The sequence below is a fragment of the Spirosoma sp. KNUC1025 genome (genome assembly GCF_045160025.1).
Lineage (GTDB): Bacteria > Bacteroidota > Bacteroidia > Cytophagales > Spirosomataceae > Spirosoma.
Genome location: NZ_CP087139.1, coordinates 5646256 through 5662074 on the forward strand (window position 1 = coordinate 5646256; position 15819 = coordinate 5662074).

12 protein-coding genes and 1 pseudogene are annotated in these 15819 nt (G+C 49.9%); 10 read left to right on the forward strand and 3 right to left on the reverse strand.

The annotated features are described in order from the left end of the window. Position 1 precedes the first annotated feature (1 nt). The 4 genes and pseudogenes from LN737_RS24730 to LN737_RS24745 form a co-directional block, all read left to right on the forward strand. Entirely contained in the window at positions 2 to 262 is a 261-nt protein-coding gene (locus LN737_RS24730; RefSeq protein ID WP_405512956.1) for a hypothetical protein, read from the forward strand. Continuing rightward, positions 222 to 899 (forward strand): glycerophosphodiester phosphodiesterase family protein, encoded by a 678-nt coding sequence (locus tag LN737_RS24735; protein ID WP_405512958.1) that lies wholly within the window; start codon positions 222 to 224, stop codon positions 897 to 899. The genes LN737_RS24730 and LN737_RS24735 overlap by 41 nt, the downstream gene beginning before the upstream one ends. A gap of 232 nt (positions 900 to 1131) precedes the next feature. After that, positions 1132 to 1494, forward strand: coding sequence for a DUF1304 domain-containing protein (locus tag LN737_RS24740; RefSeq protein WP_405512960.1), 363 nt, complete (start codon positions 1132 to 1134; stop codon positions 1492 to 1494). A gap of 95 nt (positions 1495 to 1589) precedes the next feature. Beyond that, a pseudogene (locus tag LN737_RS24745) lies at positions 1590 to 1949 on the forward strand (DUF6855 family protein); the annotation flags it as partial. A gap of 191 nt (positions 1950 to 2140) precedes the next feature. On the opposite strand, the gene LN737_RS24750 reads toward LN737_RS24745, so the two are convergent. From LN737_RS24750 to LN737_RS24760, 3 genes are all read right to left on the reverse strand, one after another. Continuing rightward, a complete protein-coding gene (locus tag LN737_RS24750; protein WP_405512962.1) occupies positions 2141 to 3475 on the reverse strand; it encodes an ammonium transporter in 1335 nt (444 codons plus the stop codon). A gap of 67 nt (positions 3476 to 3542) precedes the next feature. Continuing rightward, positions 3543 to 4712: a porin gene (locus LN737_RS24755; protein WP_405512964.1), complete on the reverse strand. Its 1170-nt coding sequence runs from the start codon at positions 4710 to 4712 to the stop codon at positions 3543 to 3545. Between the two features lie 352 nt (positions 4713 to 5064). Beyond that, on the reverse strand, positions 5065 to 5415 hold the full coding sequence (locus LN737_RS24760) for a 4Fe-4S dicluster domain-containing protein (protein ID WP_405512965.1): 351 nt from the start codon (positions 5413 to 5415) through the stop codon (positions 5065 to 5067). A gap of 134 nt (positions 5416 to 5549) precedes the next feature. On the opposite strand from LN737_RS24760, the gene LN737_RS24765 reads away from it, so the two are divergent. The 6 genes from LN737_RS24765 to LN737_RS24790 all read left to right on the forward strand — a co-directional run bounded on the left by LN737_RS24765 (position 5550) and on the right by LN737_RS24790 (position 15781). Continuing rightward, positions 5550 to 6578: an acyl-CoA reductase gene (locus LN737_RS24765; RefSeq protein WP_405512967.1), complete on the forward strand. Its 1029-nt coding sequence runs from the start codon at positions 5550 to 5552 to the stop codon at positions 6576 to 6578. A gap of 79 nt (positions 6579 to 6657) precedes the next feature. Next, on the forward strand, positions 6658 to 8367 hold the full coding sequence (locus tag LN737_RS24770; RefSeq protein ID WP_405512969.1) for a GMC oxidoreductase: 1710 nt from the start codon (positions 6658 to 6660) through the stop codon (positions 8365 to 8367). A gap of 115 nt (positions 8368 to 8482) precedes the next feature. Then, complete coding sequence (locus LN737_RS24775; protein WP_405512971.1) at positions 8483 to 10081, forward strand: NAD(P)/FAD-dependent oxidoreductase; 1599 nt, start codon at positions 8483 to 8485, stop codon at positions 10079 to 10081. A 95-nt stretch (positions 10082 to 10176) separates the two neighbouring features. Then, positions 10177 to 10806 (forward strand): CoA pyrophosphatase, encoded by a 630-nt coding sequence (locus LN737_RS24780; protein WP_405512976.1) that lies wholly within the window; start codon positions 10177 to 10179, stop codon positions 10804 to 10806. A 538-nt stretch (positions 10807 to 11344) separates the two neighbouring features. Then, positions 11345 to 12508, forward strand: coding sequence for an efflux RND transporter periplasmic adaptor subunit (locus LN737_RS24785; protein WP_405512978.1), 1164 nt, complete (start codon positions 11345 to 11347; stop codon positions 12506 to 12508). Positions 12509 to 12631: 123 nt separating this feature from the next. Beyond that, positions 12632 to 15781 carry an efflux RND transporter permease subunit gene (locus LN737_RS24790; RefSeq protein WP_405512980.1) on the forward strand — a complete coding sequence of 1050 codons (3150 nt, stop codon included), beginning with the start codon at positions 12632 to 12634 and terminating at the stop codon, positions 15779 to 15781. Positions 15782 to 15819: the final 38 nt, after the last annotated feature.

Sequence of the window (15819 nt, forward strand, 5' to 3'; positions counted from 1 at the left end):
GATGCTACGTTTACGAGCCTATAGTTTCGCGTTCTGGCTTTTGGTTAGTCAGGTTGGAGGGTTGGAAACCAGTGATGATACGTTAATAAAAACTGTCCTGCCAATTTCAGCGGGCAGTCCGGGCAATCGCTTACCCGTTGTCGACTCCATTTCCTATTATCGAAACCAGCTGATCATGACTCACAAACCAGGCGTATCGGCACACAGAGGATCGTCGGGAGATGCGCCAGAAAATACGCTGGCTACATTTCGGGTACATTGAAATCGATGTGCGCACAACAAAAGACGGCAGGCTGGTGATTCTGCACGATGCTACGCTTAACCGCACCACCAACGGGAGCGGCCCGGTACGTGACCAGACGCTGGCCCAACTTAAAAAACTATCAGCAGCGAAAGGCGTAGGCGATTCGTTTCAGACGGAAAAAATTCCTACGCTAGACGAGGTATGTCAGTTGCTTACCGACTGGAACACGCGGAATCGGTCAAAAACAAAGCTGTACGTTGATTGCAAAGACGTAGCACCGGAACCACTGACCGATGTACTAACAAACTATGGCTTATTGAACGAGGCCGTGTTTTATGGCGCGGACGATTATCTGGCTGACTTACAAAAAATAGCGCCAACGACGAAGCTGATGCCGGCTTTGAAAAAGGTAGAAGACATAAGTCGTAAAGTAAATAGGCTCCACCCCTACGCATTTGACGTGAGTTGGCCGTTCCTGGATAAGTCGCTGGTCAATCAGATTCACCAACAGAGAATCAGGGTGTTTACCGATTTACTGGATGAAGCTGATTCACCGGAACAATACCGGAAAGCGGCTCAACTCGGAGTTGATGTCATCCAGACGGACCACGTCATGCGTGTGTATCAAACGCTGGCAACGGAAACGAATAAATAATTTCCGGGACACCTTTTCAAGCTACTCAGAAACAATCTCGTTTCCCAGTCTTGATATTTTCATTTTTCGGCACACACCTCTACCGATCCGGCAACTCATTGATTTCAGGAGTATTATGCCCGCACACAATCAACGGAAAACTGATTTTATAAATGAGTAGGGAAAAATGCGCATCCTATCTAAGTTTACAGAATCAGACAATCTGCTGATCAGCTGTTTATCTCTACCAGTCATGCACATAATCGCCAATATTCTGATTGGGCTTGTCGCCATTGAGCACGTTTACATTCTATGGCTTGAAATGTTCGCCTGGACCACGCAAGGCCGGAAAACCTTTAAATCGTTGCCGCCGGATCTGTTTGAAAAAACGAAATCACTGGCAGCCAATCAGGGGTTGTACAACGGTTTTTTAGCCGCCGGGCTATTCTGGTCGCTGCTCATTCAGAATGAAGCCTGGCATGTATATGTTGCCAGTTTCTTTCTGGGATGTGTGATTGTTGCCGGTACTTTCGGGGCATTGACCGCGCAGAGAAGCATCTTTTTTGTGCAGGCATTACCCGCTATTGTCGCCTTAGTCGCTACGTTGCTCGCTTAACACCAGGCGGGCGAAAACAAAACTGTCTCTAAATTCAGTCATTGGGTATGGACCCGAAAGAAGGAACAAAAGCAAACCCCTGAAAGCTCAAAACGCCACCTGGTACGTCGGATTACGTCATGTATAAAGATGAGAAAGATGGCAACGACATGCTGGTCTGCGTAGTCGGGAAAACTGTCTTGCATTATGACTATCGCTGCATCAATGATTTGCACACCATGCTTAAAGAAGCTGGCGATTGGGTAGAGCTGGGGGCTGCCGATGAACAGAAATCGGCTAAAGAAAGAACGGTTGAAGCCTGGGGTAGATCCGCAGAGAACCCCATCGGTGGATGGTACGGGCTCAAAAAAGGATTTCGTGGGCGCTTTGGCCTGTACGTTCCACCGCTTATGGAACGTCTGGGACTGGCCGAAGTGGAGCATAATCCCAAAAACAACCGAATCCGAGCTATCTAGTCAGGTAAACGTAGCAGTTGATATTACGTTGGCCAGGGCCTAAAATAGGAAACCGCCCCCAAGCGGGGACGGCTCCATAAGTACAACAAAACCACAGATAAAGCTGCCAGACATTGGCCAGGCAGGGTGCCTGTGGCTTTGTTGTAATATCTACATCAAGAGTGATACGCTTTGTGTCTCACTCTCAGAAATTACGCTTCGATCAGGTACTCGTCGTGCTGGCTGACATCCAGACCAACTTTCTCGTCTTCTTCCGTTACACGCAGTGGCAGAATCAGATCCGTTACTTTCAGCAGTACGTATGACATAACGAAAGCGAAAACAGATACAGCAACCAGTGCGATCATGTGGTTGATGAACAGCGTAGTCTGACCAAATGCCAGCCCTTCGTCAACAACCGCGGAGTTAACACCTTTGCTGGCGAAGATACCCGTCATCACCATACCAACCATACCACCTACACCGTGGCAAGGGAACACGTCCAGCGTATCGTCGAGCGTTGATTTCGAACGCAGGTGAGCGATATAATTAGATACCATAGCGCCAATAGTACCGATGAAGATAGCAGTTGGAACCGTTACGAAACCAGCAGCTGGGGTGATGGCAACCAGACCTACGACAGCACCGATACAGAAACCCAAGGCCGATACTTTCTTACCTTTAGCAGCGTCGAACAGAACCCAGGCCAAACCAGCGGCAGCCGCAGCGGTGTTGGTAGTAGCGAAAGCCGAAGCTGCAAGTGGTGTTGCGCCTACTGCCGATCCAGCGTTGAAACCGAACCAACCGAACCACAGCAGACCCGTTCCCAATAGAACAAACGGAATGTTTGCCGGTGGGAAGTAGCTGGCTTCCAGATGTGACTTACGACGCTTCAGATATAGAGCACCTGCCAGAGCAGCCCAGCCAGCCGACATGTGTACAACCGTACCACCGGCGAAATCAAGAACACCCAGTTTGAAAAGGAAACCGTCTGGATGCCAGGTCATATGCGCCAGTGGAGCATAAACGAACAGGCTGAACAGAATCATAAACAGAACGTACGATTTGAAATTGATACGTTCAGCCATTGAGCCCGTCACCAGCGCCGGTGTAATAACCGCAAATTTCAGTTGGAAGAAGGCAAACACAACCAGCGGGATAGAAGCCGCCAGCGACCAGGGTTTGCCATCCAGTACGCCTTTGAACATGAAGTGGTCCATCGGGTTACCAACGAAACCGCCGATTGACGAACCAAACGCAAGGCTGAATCCAACAACAACCCAGATGATGCTGATAACACCCATAGCTACGAAGCTTTGCAGCATCGTGGAGATTACATTTTTGTTGTTCACCATCCCGCCGTAGAAATACGCCAGACCAGGTGTCATTAACAAGACAAGAGCAGTAGCAACGAGCATCCAGGCTGTATCGCCAGAGTTGATGCCTTCGGTCACGATTTGTGTCGGAACCCCATTAAAACCGGGCAGTACACCGAGAACGGCGACCACTAATAACAAAATAAGCGGAATGTAACTGGGCTTTTGCATAATACTTGAGAGGTTTTTTGTTGTACTAAGTTAAAAAATTGGGTTAAGAAGCACGAGTGGGAAAAATCTAGAACTTAAAGATGGCGGCCATACCCAGTGTCGTCTGCGACTTGGTCAGCGAGCCATCATTTTTTTCGAATTTATCGGCTGAATAACTGTCAATACGCAGCTCAGGCTTGAGGAGTACGTGCCCACCGCCAGCTGTTATATTACCGGTTATAGTAATCGAGTTAACACTGGCGCCAGCACCTGTGGCATCGGTCAGCGCACGAACCCCATTTTTGTTGTCGAACATTTCATAACGAGCACCAAGTCCAAATTTGTCGGTGAACGCATAGTTCCCGTATATGGCGTAACCTCCCCAGCTTTTCGATGTAGCGGGGCCACCTGCTCCCTGGTAATCACCCTTCTGCGATCCTGTAGCTGCATTTAAACCAAGCAGAAATTTTGATGTGATCTGATACGTAGTGGTCAGATCGTAAAGTTGATACGACGCATCATCAGCCGATACAGACGGCGTTGTAGAGGTCGGCGCCGACGCTTCGTTCGAGACAATGGCATTCAGGTAAACGTTCCAGCCCGAAACCGGTGCGAAGAAGAACTGCCCGATGAGACCTTTCTTTTTATTGTTGTCGTTTAGATTATCAACGTTGTTCACCAGACCCACCATCAACGAAGCCCGGTCGCTGAAAGCGTATTGCGCTTTAAGGCCGATGTGATAGAAAGGTCCGTTATTGAAGAGGTTAGAAAGCGAGTAGTTGTAGTTTACAGGGGCATCAATCACTTCGTAGCCGATGTGGGTACCGAATTGCCCGGCCGTAAACGATAACTTATCAGTGGCTTTGAATACGATGTAGGCCTGTTTGATAGCCAGCGCCGTTGAACCGGGGGTCCCCAGCGGACTGATATTATTTCCGTAGTTTCCTAAATCAGAAAATGGACCAAACGTCAGGTCCATTACCGCGTCTACTTTCTCAGATGTATACGCTGCCTTTGCCTGAATCAGACCAATTCCGAACTGGCCAGCCCGCTGATCGAAAGCCCGTGCGTTGCCTACACCCCCTGAAGGCCCTAAACCCAGGTTCGACTGGCTCTTTGGGTTATTGAAGTTGCCAAAGTAGTAGGTGTCCATGTAGCCCGAAAAAGTGAATTTTCCAGAAGACGCTGATGTGCTATCCTGTGCTTGAGCGGCAAAACCTAAAAAAAAAGAACTAATAAGTAAAATTGCTTTTTTCATAATAAAAATTTGGTGGAGGACAACTATTAAGCACGTCTGATTTCGGAACAAATTTTGTTTAAAAAATTATCCTACGCAACAGTCGTCCTTCAATAATTATGTAAATTTTCTTTTTTTGGTCATATTTATTAGAATTTTACTATTATATCAACCATAAATACTGAAATCTAGCAAAAAAAGTCAGTATGTTTAAAATTTGGCTCATTTTGAATTTTACAGAATATTATTTTTCTACTAAATTGACTTTTTATGGGCAAAAATTATCCTTCCCCGCTTAAAAAGGGCAAAAAACAGCAAAGCCCGATCAGATTCTGATCGGGCTTTGCGTGATAATGTATGTAGGTGTAATGACCTAGGCTTCGGCGTGAAGCCAGGCTTTCTTGGCTAGCAGTGTCTCTTCGTCTTCTACGTGTTCAGGATCAGGAACGCAGCAGTCAACCGGGCAAACCGCTGCACATTGGGGTTCTTCATGAAAACCCATACACTCGGTACACTTATCGGATACTATATAATAAAATTCATTGGAGACAGGATACTGTGGGGCTTTGCCACTTACGACCGTTCCGTCGCCGAAGTCAACTTCGGTCAGTTCGGTTCCCCCGCCCCAGGTCCATTCAACGCCACCCTCATAGATGGCTGTGTTGGGGCATTCGGGTTCGCAGGCACCACAGTTGATGCACTCATCGGTGATCATGATTGCCATGAGCAAGTCTGATTTATATACGCTAGAACTAAATTCATTTGAATTGAACAACAAATATAACTATTTAAAGGTTGGCGACAAACTAAAATTTAATTACAATAGTTGATGGTGTATTCCATTTGTTTATCCAATTCATGTTTCAATCAGAACGACTACAAACGTTCGCAGCCTTGGGCGACTTTCTACGCTCAGACAACGCACAAGCCGAACTGGCCGAAATTGTACAACGGGCTCACCACAAAAATAATTGGTTTACACCCGCTAACTCGCTAAATGCCTTACGGGCTATTGCCGACGAGTTTCTGACCATCGATAAGCTCACTGCCTGGGCCAGCCGCTATCCATCCGAACCCGAACAGCCACGTACCATTGGGGTCGTCATGGCAGGTAATATTCCGGCTGTGGGCTTCCATGATCTGCTGTGCGTATTGGCCAGCGGCCATAAGCTGTTAGCGAAATTAAGTAGCCAGGATTTTGTACTTATCCATTATTTAATACAAAAATTAAAGGAGATTAATCCAGTTTTCGAAAACTGGATCGAAGAAGCGGAACGGCTGAATTCAGCGGATGCCTTTATTGCTACAGGGAGCAACAACACCGCCCGATACTTTCATTATTATTTCGCCAAAAAGCCCAGCATCATCCGTAAAAACCGTACGTCGGTTGGTTTATTGATGGGCGAAGAAAGCGAAGAGGAGTTTATAAAGCTCGGTCACGATATTTCCGACTACTACGGGTTAGGATGCCGCAATGTATCGACGTTGCTGGTACCGGAAGGCCATCAACCCTACGATTTTACGCCGTTGCTACGTTCGCTGGAACCGCAGGCCAAAACGTACCTGAACAACCATAAATACCAGAACAATTACGATTACAACAAGTCGATTTACCTGATCAATGCCATACCGCATTTTGATAATGGCTATCTATTATTGACTGAAAATGAAGGGCTGGTTTCACCGATTTCGGTTGTTTATTATCAGACCTACGAAACGCAGGAGGATGTTCTGGCCTGGCTCGATACCAATGCCGACCGTATTCAGGTGGTAGCTTCTGCACAGGGGTGGCTTCCGGGTAGCGTTCCGTTTGGTAAGACACAGCGGCCCGGTCTGTGCGATTATGCGGATGGCGTCGATACGATGGCCTTCCTGACGGGGCTTTAAAATCGAAATTTCATTACGTTGCGTTTGTTATTTTTACGGAAAGATTCTGAACTGATTTTCTGTAAAACCCTTCGCAAACGTGGCTTATTTACTGGATAGCCTGAATCAACGTACGTACGATGCCATTGTGATCGGCTCAGGGATGAGCGGAGGCTGGGCCGCTAAAGAACTTACCCAAAACGGCTTACGGACGTTGTTGCTCGAACGTGGCCGACCGGTAAACCACGTCACCGACTATCCGACGGCTACGCTGAACCCCTGGGAGCTGGACCATCGGGGGCAAGTTCCCTTACACATCCGCCAGGCGTATTCGATAGCCAGCCGGAATTATGCGTTTCACGAAGACACGCTGCACTTTTTTGCCAAAGACAGCGAACAACCCTATATTCAGGAAAAGCCCTTCGACTGGATGCACGGGTATCAGGTGGGTGGCCGTTCGCTGATTTGGGGGCGGCAAACACAGCGGTGGAGTGACTTCGATTTTGGTGGTCCGGCCCGCGATGGTTTTGCTGTAGACTGGCCGATACGATACGCGGATATAGCGCCCTGGTATAGTTACGTAGAAAAGTTTGTTGGCATCACGGGCAATCGGGATGGGCTGGCTACGTTGCCGGATGGCGAGTTTCTGCCGCCACACGAAATGTCATGCGTTGAATCGTATTTCAAAAAACAGGTCGCATCTCAGTACAGCGACAGGCACGTAATTATCGGGCGAGCGGCCCACCTGACGCAGCCTCAGCCAATTCATTTCCGGCAGGGAAGAGCACAATGCCAGCACCGAACCCTGTGCGAACGGGGTTGCCCCTATGGCGGTTATTACAGCAGCAATGCCTCAACCATTCCCTGGGCGTTACGTACAGGCAAACTGACGCTGCAACCTCATTCCGTTGTTCACTCCATTATTTATGATGAGCAGAAGAAGCGGGCAACGGGCGTACGGGTTATCGACGCGAATACTCGCCAGATGACAGACTATTACGCCCGCATCCTGTTTGTAAATGCCTCAGCCTTACACACGAACCTGATTCTCCTCAATTCCAGGTCGGGTCGGTTTCCAAACGGATTGGGCAATGACAATGGCCTGATGGGTACTCATATGGCGTTTCACAGCTATCGGGGACGTATCACAGGTACCTACGATGGTTTTTCGGATTTTACGACGGATGGGCGACGGCCGAACAGCAGCTACGTACCCCGATTCCGGAATGTACACAAGCAGGAAACGGATTTTTTGCGGGGCTATGCCGCTACGTTCTATACGTCAAGGGCGTCTGTGCAGAATCAGGACGGTCTGGGTACATCACTAAAGCAGCAATTGATAAACCCCACCTTAGGCGAGTGGCAGGTTGGTTCAGCCATGATGGCCGAAACGATTCCGAAGCCAACCAGCACCGTCCGCCTTGATCCGACCCTCATCGATAATTTTGGCATCCCGCAATTGCGCGTTTCGGTGGGCTATGACCAGAACGACGAGAAAATTCTCCAGGATTTCTTTGAGCAGTTTACGGAGATGTACTCCCGAGCGGGTTTTAAAAACATTCGTACGCAGGATACCGGACGTTTGCCCGGCAGCGAAAATCACGAAATGGGCGGTGTTCGCATGGGCCACGATCCTAAGTCGTCGTTGCTGAACCGCTGGAATCAACTGCATGGCTGCCAAAACGTATTCGTAACGGATGGGGCCTGCATGACATCTACCAGTACGCAAAATCCGTCGTTAACCTACATGGCGCTTACGGCAAGAGCCGCCAACCATGCCGTAAAGGAGATGAAAGCGCTGCGATTGTAGTGAATGGCAACGAACCCAAACCCTGGCTCACCTGTTAACAGAAGGAGTACCTTTCAGGCTGAATTTTACTCAGTTAGAAGTGGGCAACCGTAACGACAGCCCGTTTTTTTTATCCATGATTCATCAATTTTCCTCAGTACTGGCCCCTGAACTGGCATTAGACGACGTACTATTTCGGCAGCAGGTGTTAAATCATTTTTCGCTGCCCGATACGGAAGACATTATCGTACGGAAACGACGGCAGTCGATCGATGCCCGCAACCGACAGGTACGTGTACAGGTCGAAGCCGACGTATTTACGGGCGAAACTCCGCCACCGATTACACAGTACCAGAAACCCCAAACGGATGTCAGCCATGCCCGGCAGGCTATTGTCGTTGGGGCCGGCCCCGCCGGTTTATTTGCCGCTCTTCGACTCATCGAACTGGGTGTCAAACCGATTGTTCTGGAACGGGGCAGTGATGTCCGCACCCGCCGACGTGATCTGGCGGCTATCAATAAAGACCATGTGGTTAACCCGGAATCAAATTACTGCTTTGGCGAAGGCGGGGCGGGTACGTACTCCGATGGAAAACTATATACCCGCTCAACCAAGCGGGGAGATGTCCGGCGTATTCTGGAAATATTCGTTACGCATGGAGCTACAGACCAGATTCTGGTGGATGCTCACCCACATATCGGCACCAACAAATTGCCCAACGTAGTGGCCGACCTCCGCGCGAGTATTCTGGAAGCAGGGGGCGAAATTCGATTCGATACGAAGGTTACGGACCTGTTGCTGAATGGAAGCGAGTCGGCTCCCGGTGAAATAAAAGGTGTTGCTCTGGCTAATGGCGAAACCGTAACGGGTATCGGCGTCATTCTGGCAACGGGCCACTCTGCCCGCGATATTTTTTATCTGCTCCGCGACCGGAACGTTCGTATCGAGGCCAAATCCTTTGCTATGGGCGTACGTATTGAGCATCAGCAACGTTTGATCGATCAGCTTCAGTATCACCAGCCTAATCGGGGCGATTATTTACCGGCAGCCTCTTACAGTTTGGTTACACAAACTCGCTTCAAGGGGGTAGAACGGGGTGTTTTTTCGTTTTGTATGTGTCCGGGTGGCTTTATCGTACCAGCGGCAACCGCTCCCGGCGAACTCGTTGTCAATGGCATGTCGCCTTCTCGCCGGGATTCACAGTTTGCGAATTCAGGACTGGTAGTCGCCATCACCGACGACGATCTGCGGCCTTATGCTGATGAGGGGCAGCTCGCCGGGCTGGCGTTACAGCAGGACCTGGAACAATGGGCTTGCCGGATGGGCAACCAGCAGAACGCCGAATCATCGCAAACGGCTCCAGCGCAACGTATTGCTGATTTTGTCGACGGGCGAATTTCGACTGACTTGCTGCCAACCTCCTATCAACCCGGACTGGCTTCGGTTGATATGAGCGAAGTGCTGCCCGATCACATTGCGCAACCTTTGCGCCAGGGCTTGCGTGAATTTGGCCGAAAAATGCGGGGGTATCTGAGCAACGACGGACAACTCATTGGCGTTGAAAGCCGAACATCGTCGCCCGTACGGATTCCCCGCGACCGTGTTACGTGCGAACACGTTCAGGTCCGGCGGTTATTTCCCTGCGGAGAAGGCGCTGGTTACGCGGGTGGCATCGTTTCGGCGGCTATGGACGGAGAACGCTGCGCGGAAGAATTAGTAAAGTTGTATAATTGAGTTCTCGATTGGAGGTAATCCGTTTTCTGTTGAGTCGAACGGTTTTTCGTTAGCAACCTAAACTGGATTCCCCAACCCGAGAATTAATAAACACCATGATCGACACCTCGTTTCATAGCTTTACCGAAGACCTTCACCGGCGGCTGCAAAAGCCGCTTCCGGGCGAAGTGGCTCACCAGAAGATGGCCTCGTCGAACCGGTATCGAATGGGAATTAAACCGAACGAGCGTACGCGTCGGAGCGCGGTGTTGATTTGTTTTTACCCGTATCAGCATTCTATTTACCTGCCCCTGATTTTACGTCCTCAATACGACGGTGTTCATGCCGGACAGATGGCCTTTCCGGGCGGGCGAATGGAACGCTATGACGAGAACCTGACGCGCACAGCCCTTCGTGAGGCTCAGGAAGAAGTAGGCATCCGCGTATCGGACGTAAAAGTGCTGGGATCGCTGACCGAATTATTTATTCCGCCAAGTAATTTCTACGTTCAGCCTGTTGTGGGCATGCTCCCCTACCGACCTGATTTCTACCCCGACCCGCACGAAGTAGAAGCCGTAGTCGAAGTATCCTTAACTACACTGCTCGACGAAACCATTGTGGGCGACAGCCAGATTGACGTACGGGGCGTGATGATCGATGCGCCGTTTTACCAGATACAGGATTATCGGGTGTGGGGCGCCACTGCCATGATGATCAGCGAGTTGCTGATGGTCCTGAACTCCTGACAAGTCTACCTGGACGTCGGTGTGTACTTGGCGGGATTGGCTTCCATACCGTAGCATTCATTTGCCGCACCGACAGCCGTCAGCCCGCTGAATAGTCGGAACAACCGGGCTCTAGCTGTCAGGACTTTACGGAACTGGCCAGCCGATTATTCTACGGTCTGTCGATAAGACTGACCGATTAAAATATTTACGTCAAACGCCTACTATTCTGCTGCTTTAAGTAGTTCCTGAATGTTGGCTTTATCGACGTTTCGAACGCTGGTATCTGATGGGTATTGTAGATCGTTCATAACCATTGGTTGATATTTCTTGTTTATCCCTGAATGAGGTTATAAGTAGCCCATATCGAATAGTTATTTTTACGGATTACCGCCTGCTTTTCAGCGCTGTTTTGGCCCAACAAATGCTATCAAAAACCATTCATTTTCAAGCATCTGCTAGTTGAAATAGTCGTTACTGTTGATAGCTTTGTGTTTTGTAATAACGATAGGCAAGCTGTCGTTAGATTCTACGTTTCTTTCCTGCAAATTACTACTCTGTGAAAAGATGGATTGCTATCGGCCTCGTCGTTCTGGTACTCGGCGGGATTATTGTGTACAACAAAGTATTACATCCTGCACCGGGCTCCGCTCCGGCTGGGGGAGGTGGCGGTAAAGGGGGGGCTGAAGGTAAAGGAGGACCCGGCGGCAAAGGTGGTCCGGGCGGTGGTGGTCCATCCAATGTCAATGGTTTTGTGGTTGTCTCACAGCGGCTACGGGAAGATGTCGTTTCCAGCGGATCGTTACTGGCCGCCGAACAGGTTGATATTTACCCCGAAATTTCAGCCCGCATTACGCAACTCAACATTCGAGAAGGTCAGCCTGTAACAAAAGGTGATTTACTGGTAAAGCTGTTCGACGCTGACTTGCGCGCTCAGCTTCAGAAACTTCAGGCCCAGGCAGATAACGCACGACGTACTGAAGAACGGAATAAACAATTGCTGGAGCGAGGAGGCATCAGCCAGCAGGAATACGATATCGTTACAACGAACCTACGGTCGTCGCTGGCGGATATTGAACTGGTCAAAGCAAACCTGCAACGGACAGAAATCCGTGCCCCTTTCTCGGGCGTAATTGGTTTACGTAATGTCAGTTCGGGAGCCGTGGTGTCGCCCAATACGCTTATTGCCCGCTTACAACAGATAACATCCCTGAAGCTGGATTTTTCCATTCCCGAAAAATACGGTCAGTTTGTGCACAATGGGAGTACAATTTCGTTTTTAGTAGACGGCACTGCGCAGGCTAGCCAGGGTGTGGTTTACGCCATCGAACCTGGCGTGGAAGAGCAGACCCGTAACCTTCGGATTCGGGCTAAAGTGAACAATACAACGGCTCGATTCCGGCCAGGCACGTTTGCCCGCGTAACGCTTACGGTTCAGAATGAACAGAGTTTAGTGGTTCCGACCCAGGCCGTCATTCCGCAAACACGTACCAATCAGGTTGTGGTCGTTAAAAATGGCAAAGCGGTGTTCAAAGATGTTAAAACTGGCCTTCGTACCGCCGGAACGATTCAGATTCTATCGGGTCTGCAGAAAGGCGATACGGTTGCCACAACGGGGCTGCTATTTCTTAAACCGGATGCTCCTGTTAAGATTGGCAAGGTTATAACCTTACAGGACAACAGCTCGAAGCAGGAGAACAGTCCGAAAGTCGCGCAAAAATAGGCTGAGCGTTATAAGGTCATCTAGTTGTACGTTGGCGAATGCTTCACCAAAACCATAGGCAGGACGGCGCTTACTGAACTTTATAACTCAACAACTTTATAACTTAATAACCCGATCAGGAAAATGAGTCTCCCCGAATTAAGCCTAAACCGACCCGTGTTTGCGATGGTGATGTCGATCATCATTGTCTTATTCGGTATAATTGGCTTCACGTTTCTCGGCGTGCGTGAATACCCGGCCATTGACCCGCCGGTTATTTCGGTGCGGACAAACTACACCGGCGCGAACCCCGACATTGTGGAATCGCAGATTACGGAGCCTATCGAAAAATCGCTGAACAGTATTGAAGGGATTCGCACGATCTCCTCGAACAGCGCGTTGGGAGCCAGCACCATTACCATTGAGTTCAACCTCGACGCCAACCTCGAACAGGCAGCCAACGATGTACGGGATAAGGTTTCGCAGGCGCAGCGGCAACTGCCTCAGGATATCGATGCTCCGCCCGTTGTCACGAAAGCGGATGCCAACTCAGACCCAATCATTTTCATGACCGTACAGAGTACGTCGCGAAATGCTACCCAGCTATCGGACTACGCTGAAAACGTATTACAGGAGCGGCTACAAACCATTCCCGGTGTGAGTCAGGCAAACATTTACGGTCTGAAGCGCCAGGCAATGCGTCTCTGGATAGACCCGATCAAATTGTCGGCCTATCGCCTGACCTCGCAGGACATCCAGAATGCCCTGACGGCCCAGAACGTAGAACTACCGAGCGGCAAAGTATACGGAAACACGACAGAATTGACCGTAAAAGCCGTCGGCCGACTGACCACGGAAGACGATTTCAACAACCTGATTCTCCGGCAGACCACGAATCAGATTATACGATTTAAGGATGTTGGCTATGCCGTACTGGGAGCCGAAAACGAAGAAACGATTTCGAAACAAAACGGTGCTGTCGGTGTCATTCTGGCCTTAATTCCGCAGCCGGGTGCCAACTACGTGAGCATTGCCGATGAGTTTTACAAACGCTTCGATCAGCTCAAAAAGGACATCCCCGACGACATTATTGTAAGCATCGGTATTGACCGCAGTACGTTTATCCGGCGTGCTATTGAAGAAGTAGGCGAAACGCTGCTTATCTCGTTTGTGCTGGTTGTACTGGTTATTTATTTTTTCTTCCGCGACTGGCTGATCGCGTTCCGGCCCCTAATCGACATTCCGGTATCGCTCATTGGCGCCTTCTTTATCATGTACGTCGCCGACTTTAGTATCAACGTACTGACGCTGCTGGGTATCGTGCTGGCAACGGGTCTGGTGGTGGATGACGGCATTGTGGTAACGGAAAATATTTTTAAGAAGATCGAGCAGGGCATGGATACCCGGGAAGCCGCCCGCGAAGGCTCCAACGAGATCTTCTTCGCTGTATTGGCCACGTCCATTACGTTAGCCATTGTGTTCCTGCCCATTATCTTCTTGCAGGGCTTTGTCGGTCGATTGTTTCGCGAATTCGGGATTGTAGTAGCCGGGGCCGTATTGATTTCTGCCTTTGTCTCGCTGACGCTGACGCCCGTGCTTAGTGTGAAGCTGACGAGCAAGAATCACGGAAAAGATTCCTGGTTTTACCGAAAAACTGAACCGTTTTTTCAATGGCTCGACCGCTCTTATCGCGAATCGCTAGGTGGGTTTATGCGGAAAAAACGGTGGGCGTTTGTGATGATCGTGGTTTGTCTGGGCCTCATTTTTGGCTTGGGCTCACTGCTCAAATCCGAACTAGCTCCATTGGAAGACCGCGGTCGTACCCGCATCGCGATTACATCCCCCGAAGGAACAAGCTACGAATCGCAGGCGACAACAACCGACCGGGTCATGCAGTTTGTTCTCGACTCCATTCCTGAAACCAAGCTGGCGTTCAGCGTCGTAGCTCCCGGCTTTTCGGGAGCTGGTGCGGTCAACTCTTCTTTCGTGATGGTCAATATGACTGAGCCTAGCGAACGGAAACGCTCGCAACAGGATATAGTCGATTATCTGACGAAGAATCTGAAGCGATTTAGTGAAGCCCGCATGTTTGCAACGCAGGATCAGACGATTCAGGTGGGGCGCCAGGGCGGTGGCTTACCTGTACAGTTCGTTATCCAGAACCTGAACTTTGAAAAACTGCGGGAGAAATTACCGCTGTTTCTGGATGAAGTTTCCAAAGATCCGACGTTCCAAAACTCCGATGTTGACCTGAAATTCAACAAACCGGAACTGAACATCAGCATTGACCGTGAGAAAGCTACCAACCTTGGCATTTCGGTGCAGGACGTAGCGCAAACGTTGCAACTGGCTCTCAGTAACCGTCGATTGGCTTACTTCCTGATGAATGGAAAGCAGTATCAGGTTATCGGTCAGGTAGACCGGGCCGACCGCGACGCTCCTGTTGATCTGGCATCGTTCTACGTTCGGTCAAGTCAGGGTCAGCTTGTGCAACTAGACAACCTGGTAAAATTCCAGGAGGTCAGCAGTCCACCGCAGGTTTATCACTATAACCGCTTTAAGTCGGCAACGGTATCGGCGGGTCTGGCTCCCGGCAAAACAATTGGCGACGGCGTAGAAGCCATGCGGGCCATTGCCGCCAAAACCCTCGACGAAACGTTCCAGACTTCGCTTTCGGGTCCATCCCGCGACTACGCCGAAAGCTCATCCAATACGTTATTTGCGTTTGGCCTGGCGCTGATTCTGGTGTATCTGGTACTGGCTGCTCAGTTCGACTCCTTTGTCGATCCGCTCATTATCATGATTACCGTACCGCTGGCGTTGGCCGGTGCCGTTTTCTCGCTCTGGATGTTTAACCAGACCTTGAATATTTTCAGCCAGATTGGTATCATTATGCTCGTGGGGCTGGTCACGAAAAACGGAATTCTGATTGTAGAATTTGCCAATGAGCAACGGCTTATGGGTAAGAACAAATCCGAAGCGGCTCTTGAGTCGGCGGCACTACGTCTTCGCCCGATTCTGATGACCACGCTCGTAGCGGCCTTCGGTGCGCTGCCGCTGGCATTAGCCTTGGGATCAGCTTCTAAAAGCCGGATTCCGCTGGGTATTGTTATTGTGGGGGGCTTGATGTTCTCTCTTATACTGACGCTCTACGTAGTACCCGTCATCTATACGTACATGACTCGTCGGAAAGATGTTGACCAGCACCCTGACCAGGATCACCCACAACCGCAACCAGAAAATCGGCCCAGTGGCGACACCACCAAACCGCAGAAAATGGAAGTGCAGGTATAAACGTAGCGTTTTACAAACACAAGAGCGGTGAAGCTGGA

Excerpts from the sequence above, each read along its gene's own strand:
- LN737_RS24765 (WP_405512967.1), top strand. The coding sequence starts at position 5,550 with ATGTTTCAATCAGAACGACTACAAACGTTCGCAGCCTTGGGCGACTTT.
- LN737_RS24760 (WP_405512965.1), bottom strand. The coding sequence starts at position 5,415 with ATGGCAATCATGATCACCGATGAGTGCATCAACTGTGGTGCCTGCGAA.
- LN737_RS24730 (WP_405512956.1), top strand. The coding sequence starts at position 2 with ATGCTACGTTTACGAGCCTATAGTTTCGCGTTCTGGCTTTTGGTTAGT.
- LN737_RS24780 (WP_405512976.1), top strand. The coding sequence starts at position 10,177 with ATGATCGACACCTCGTTTCATAGCTTTACCGAAGACCTTCACCGGCGG.
- LN737_RS24735 (WP_405512958.1), top strand. The coding sequence starts at position 222 with ATGCGCCAGAAAATACGCTGGCTACATTTCGGGTACATTGAAATCGAT.
- LN737_RS24740 (WP_405512960.1), top strand. The coding sequence starts at position 1,132 with ATGCACATAATCGCCAATATTCTGATTGGGCTTGTCGCCATTGAGCAC.
- LN737_RS24790 (WP_405512980.1), top strand. The coding sequence starts at position 12,632 with ATGAGTCTCCCCGAATTAAGCCTAAACCGACCCGTGTTTGCGATGGTG.
- LN737_RS24775 (WP_405512971.1), top strand. The coding sequence starts at position 8,483 with ATGATTCATCAATTTTCCTCAGTACTGGCCCCTGAACTGGCATTAGAC.
- LN737_RS24755 (WP_405512964.1), bottom strand. The coding sequence starts at position 4,712 with ATGAAAAAAGCAATTTTACTTATTAGTTCTTTTTTTTTAGGTTTTGCC.
- LN737_RS24750 (WP_405512962.1), bottom strand. The coding sequence starts at position 3,475 with ATGCAAAAGCCCAGTTACATTCCGCTTATTTTGTTATTAGTGGTCGCC.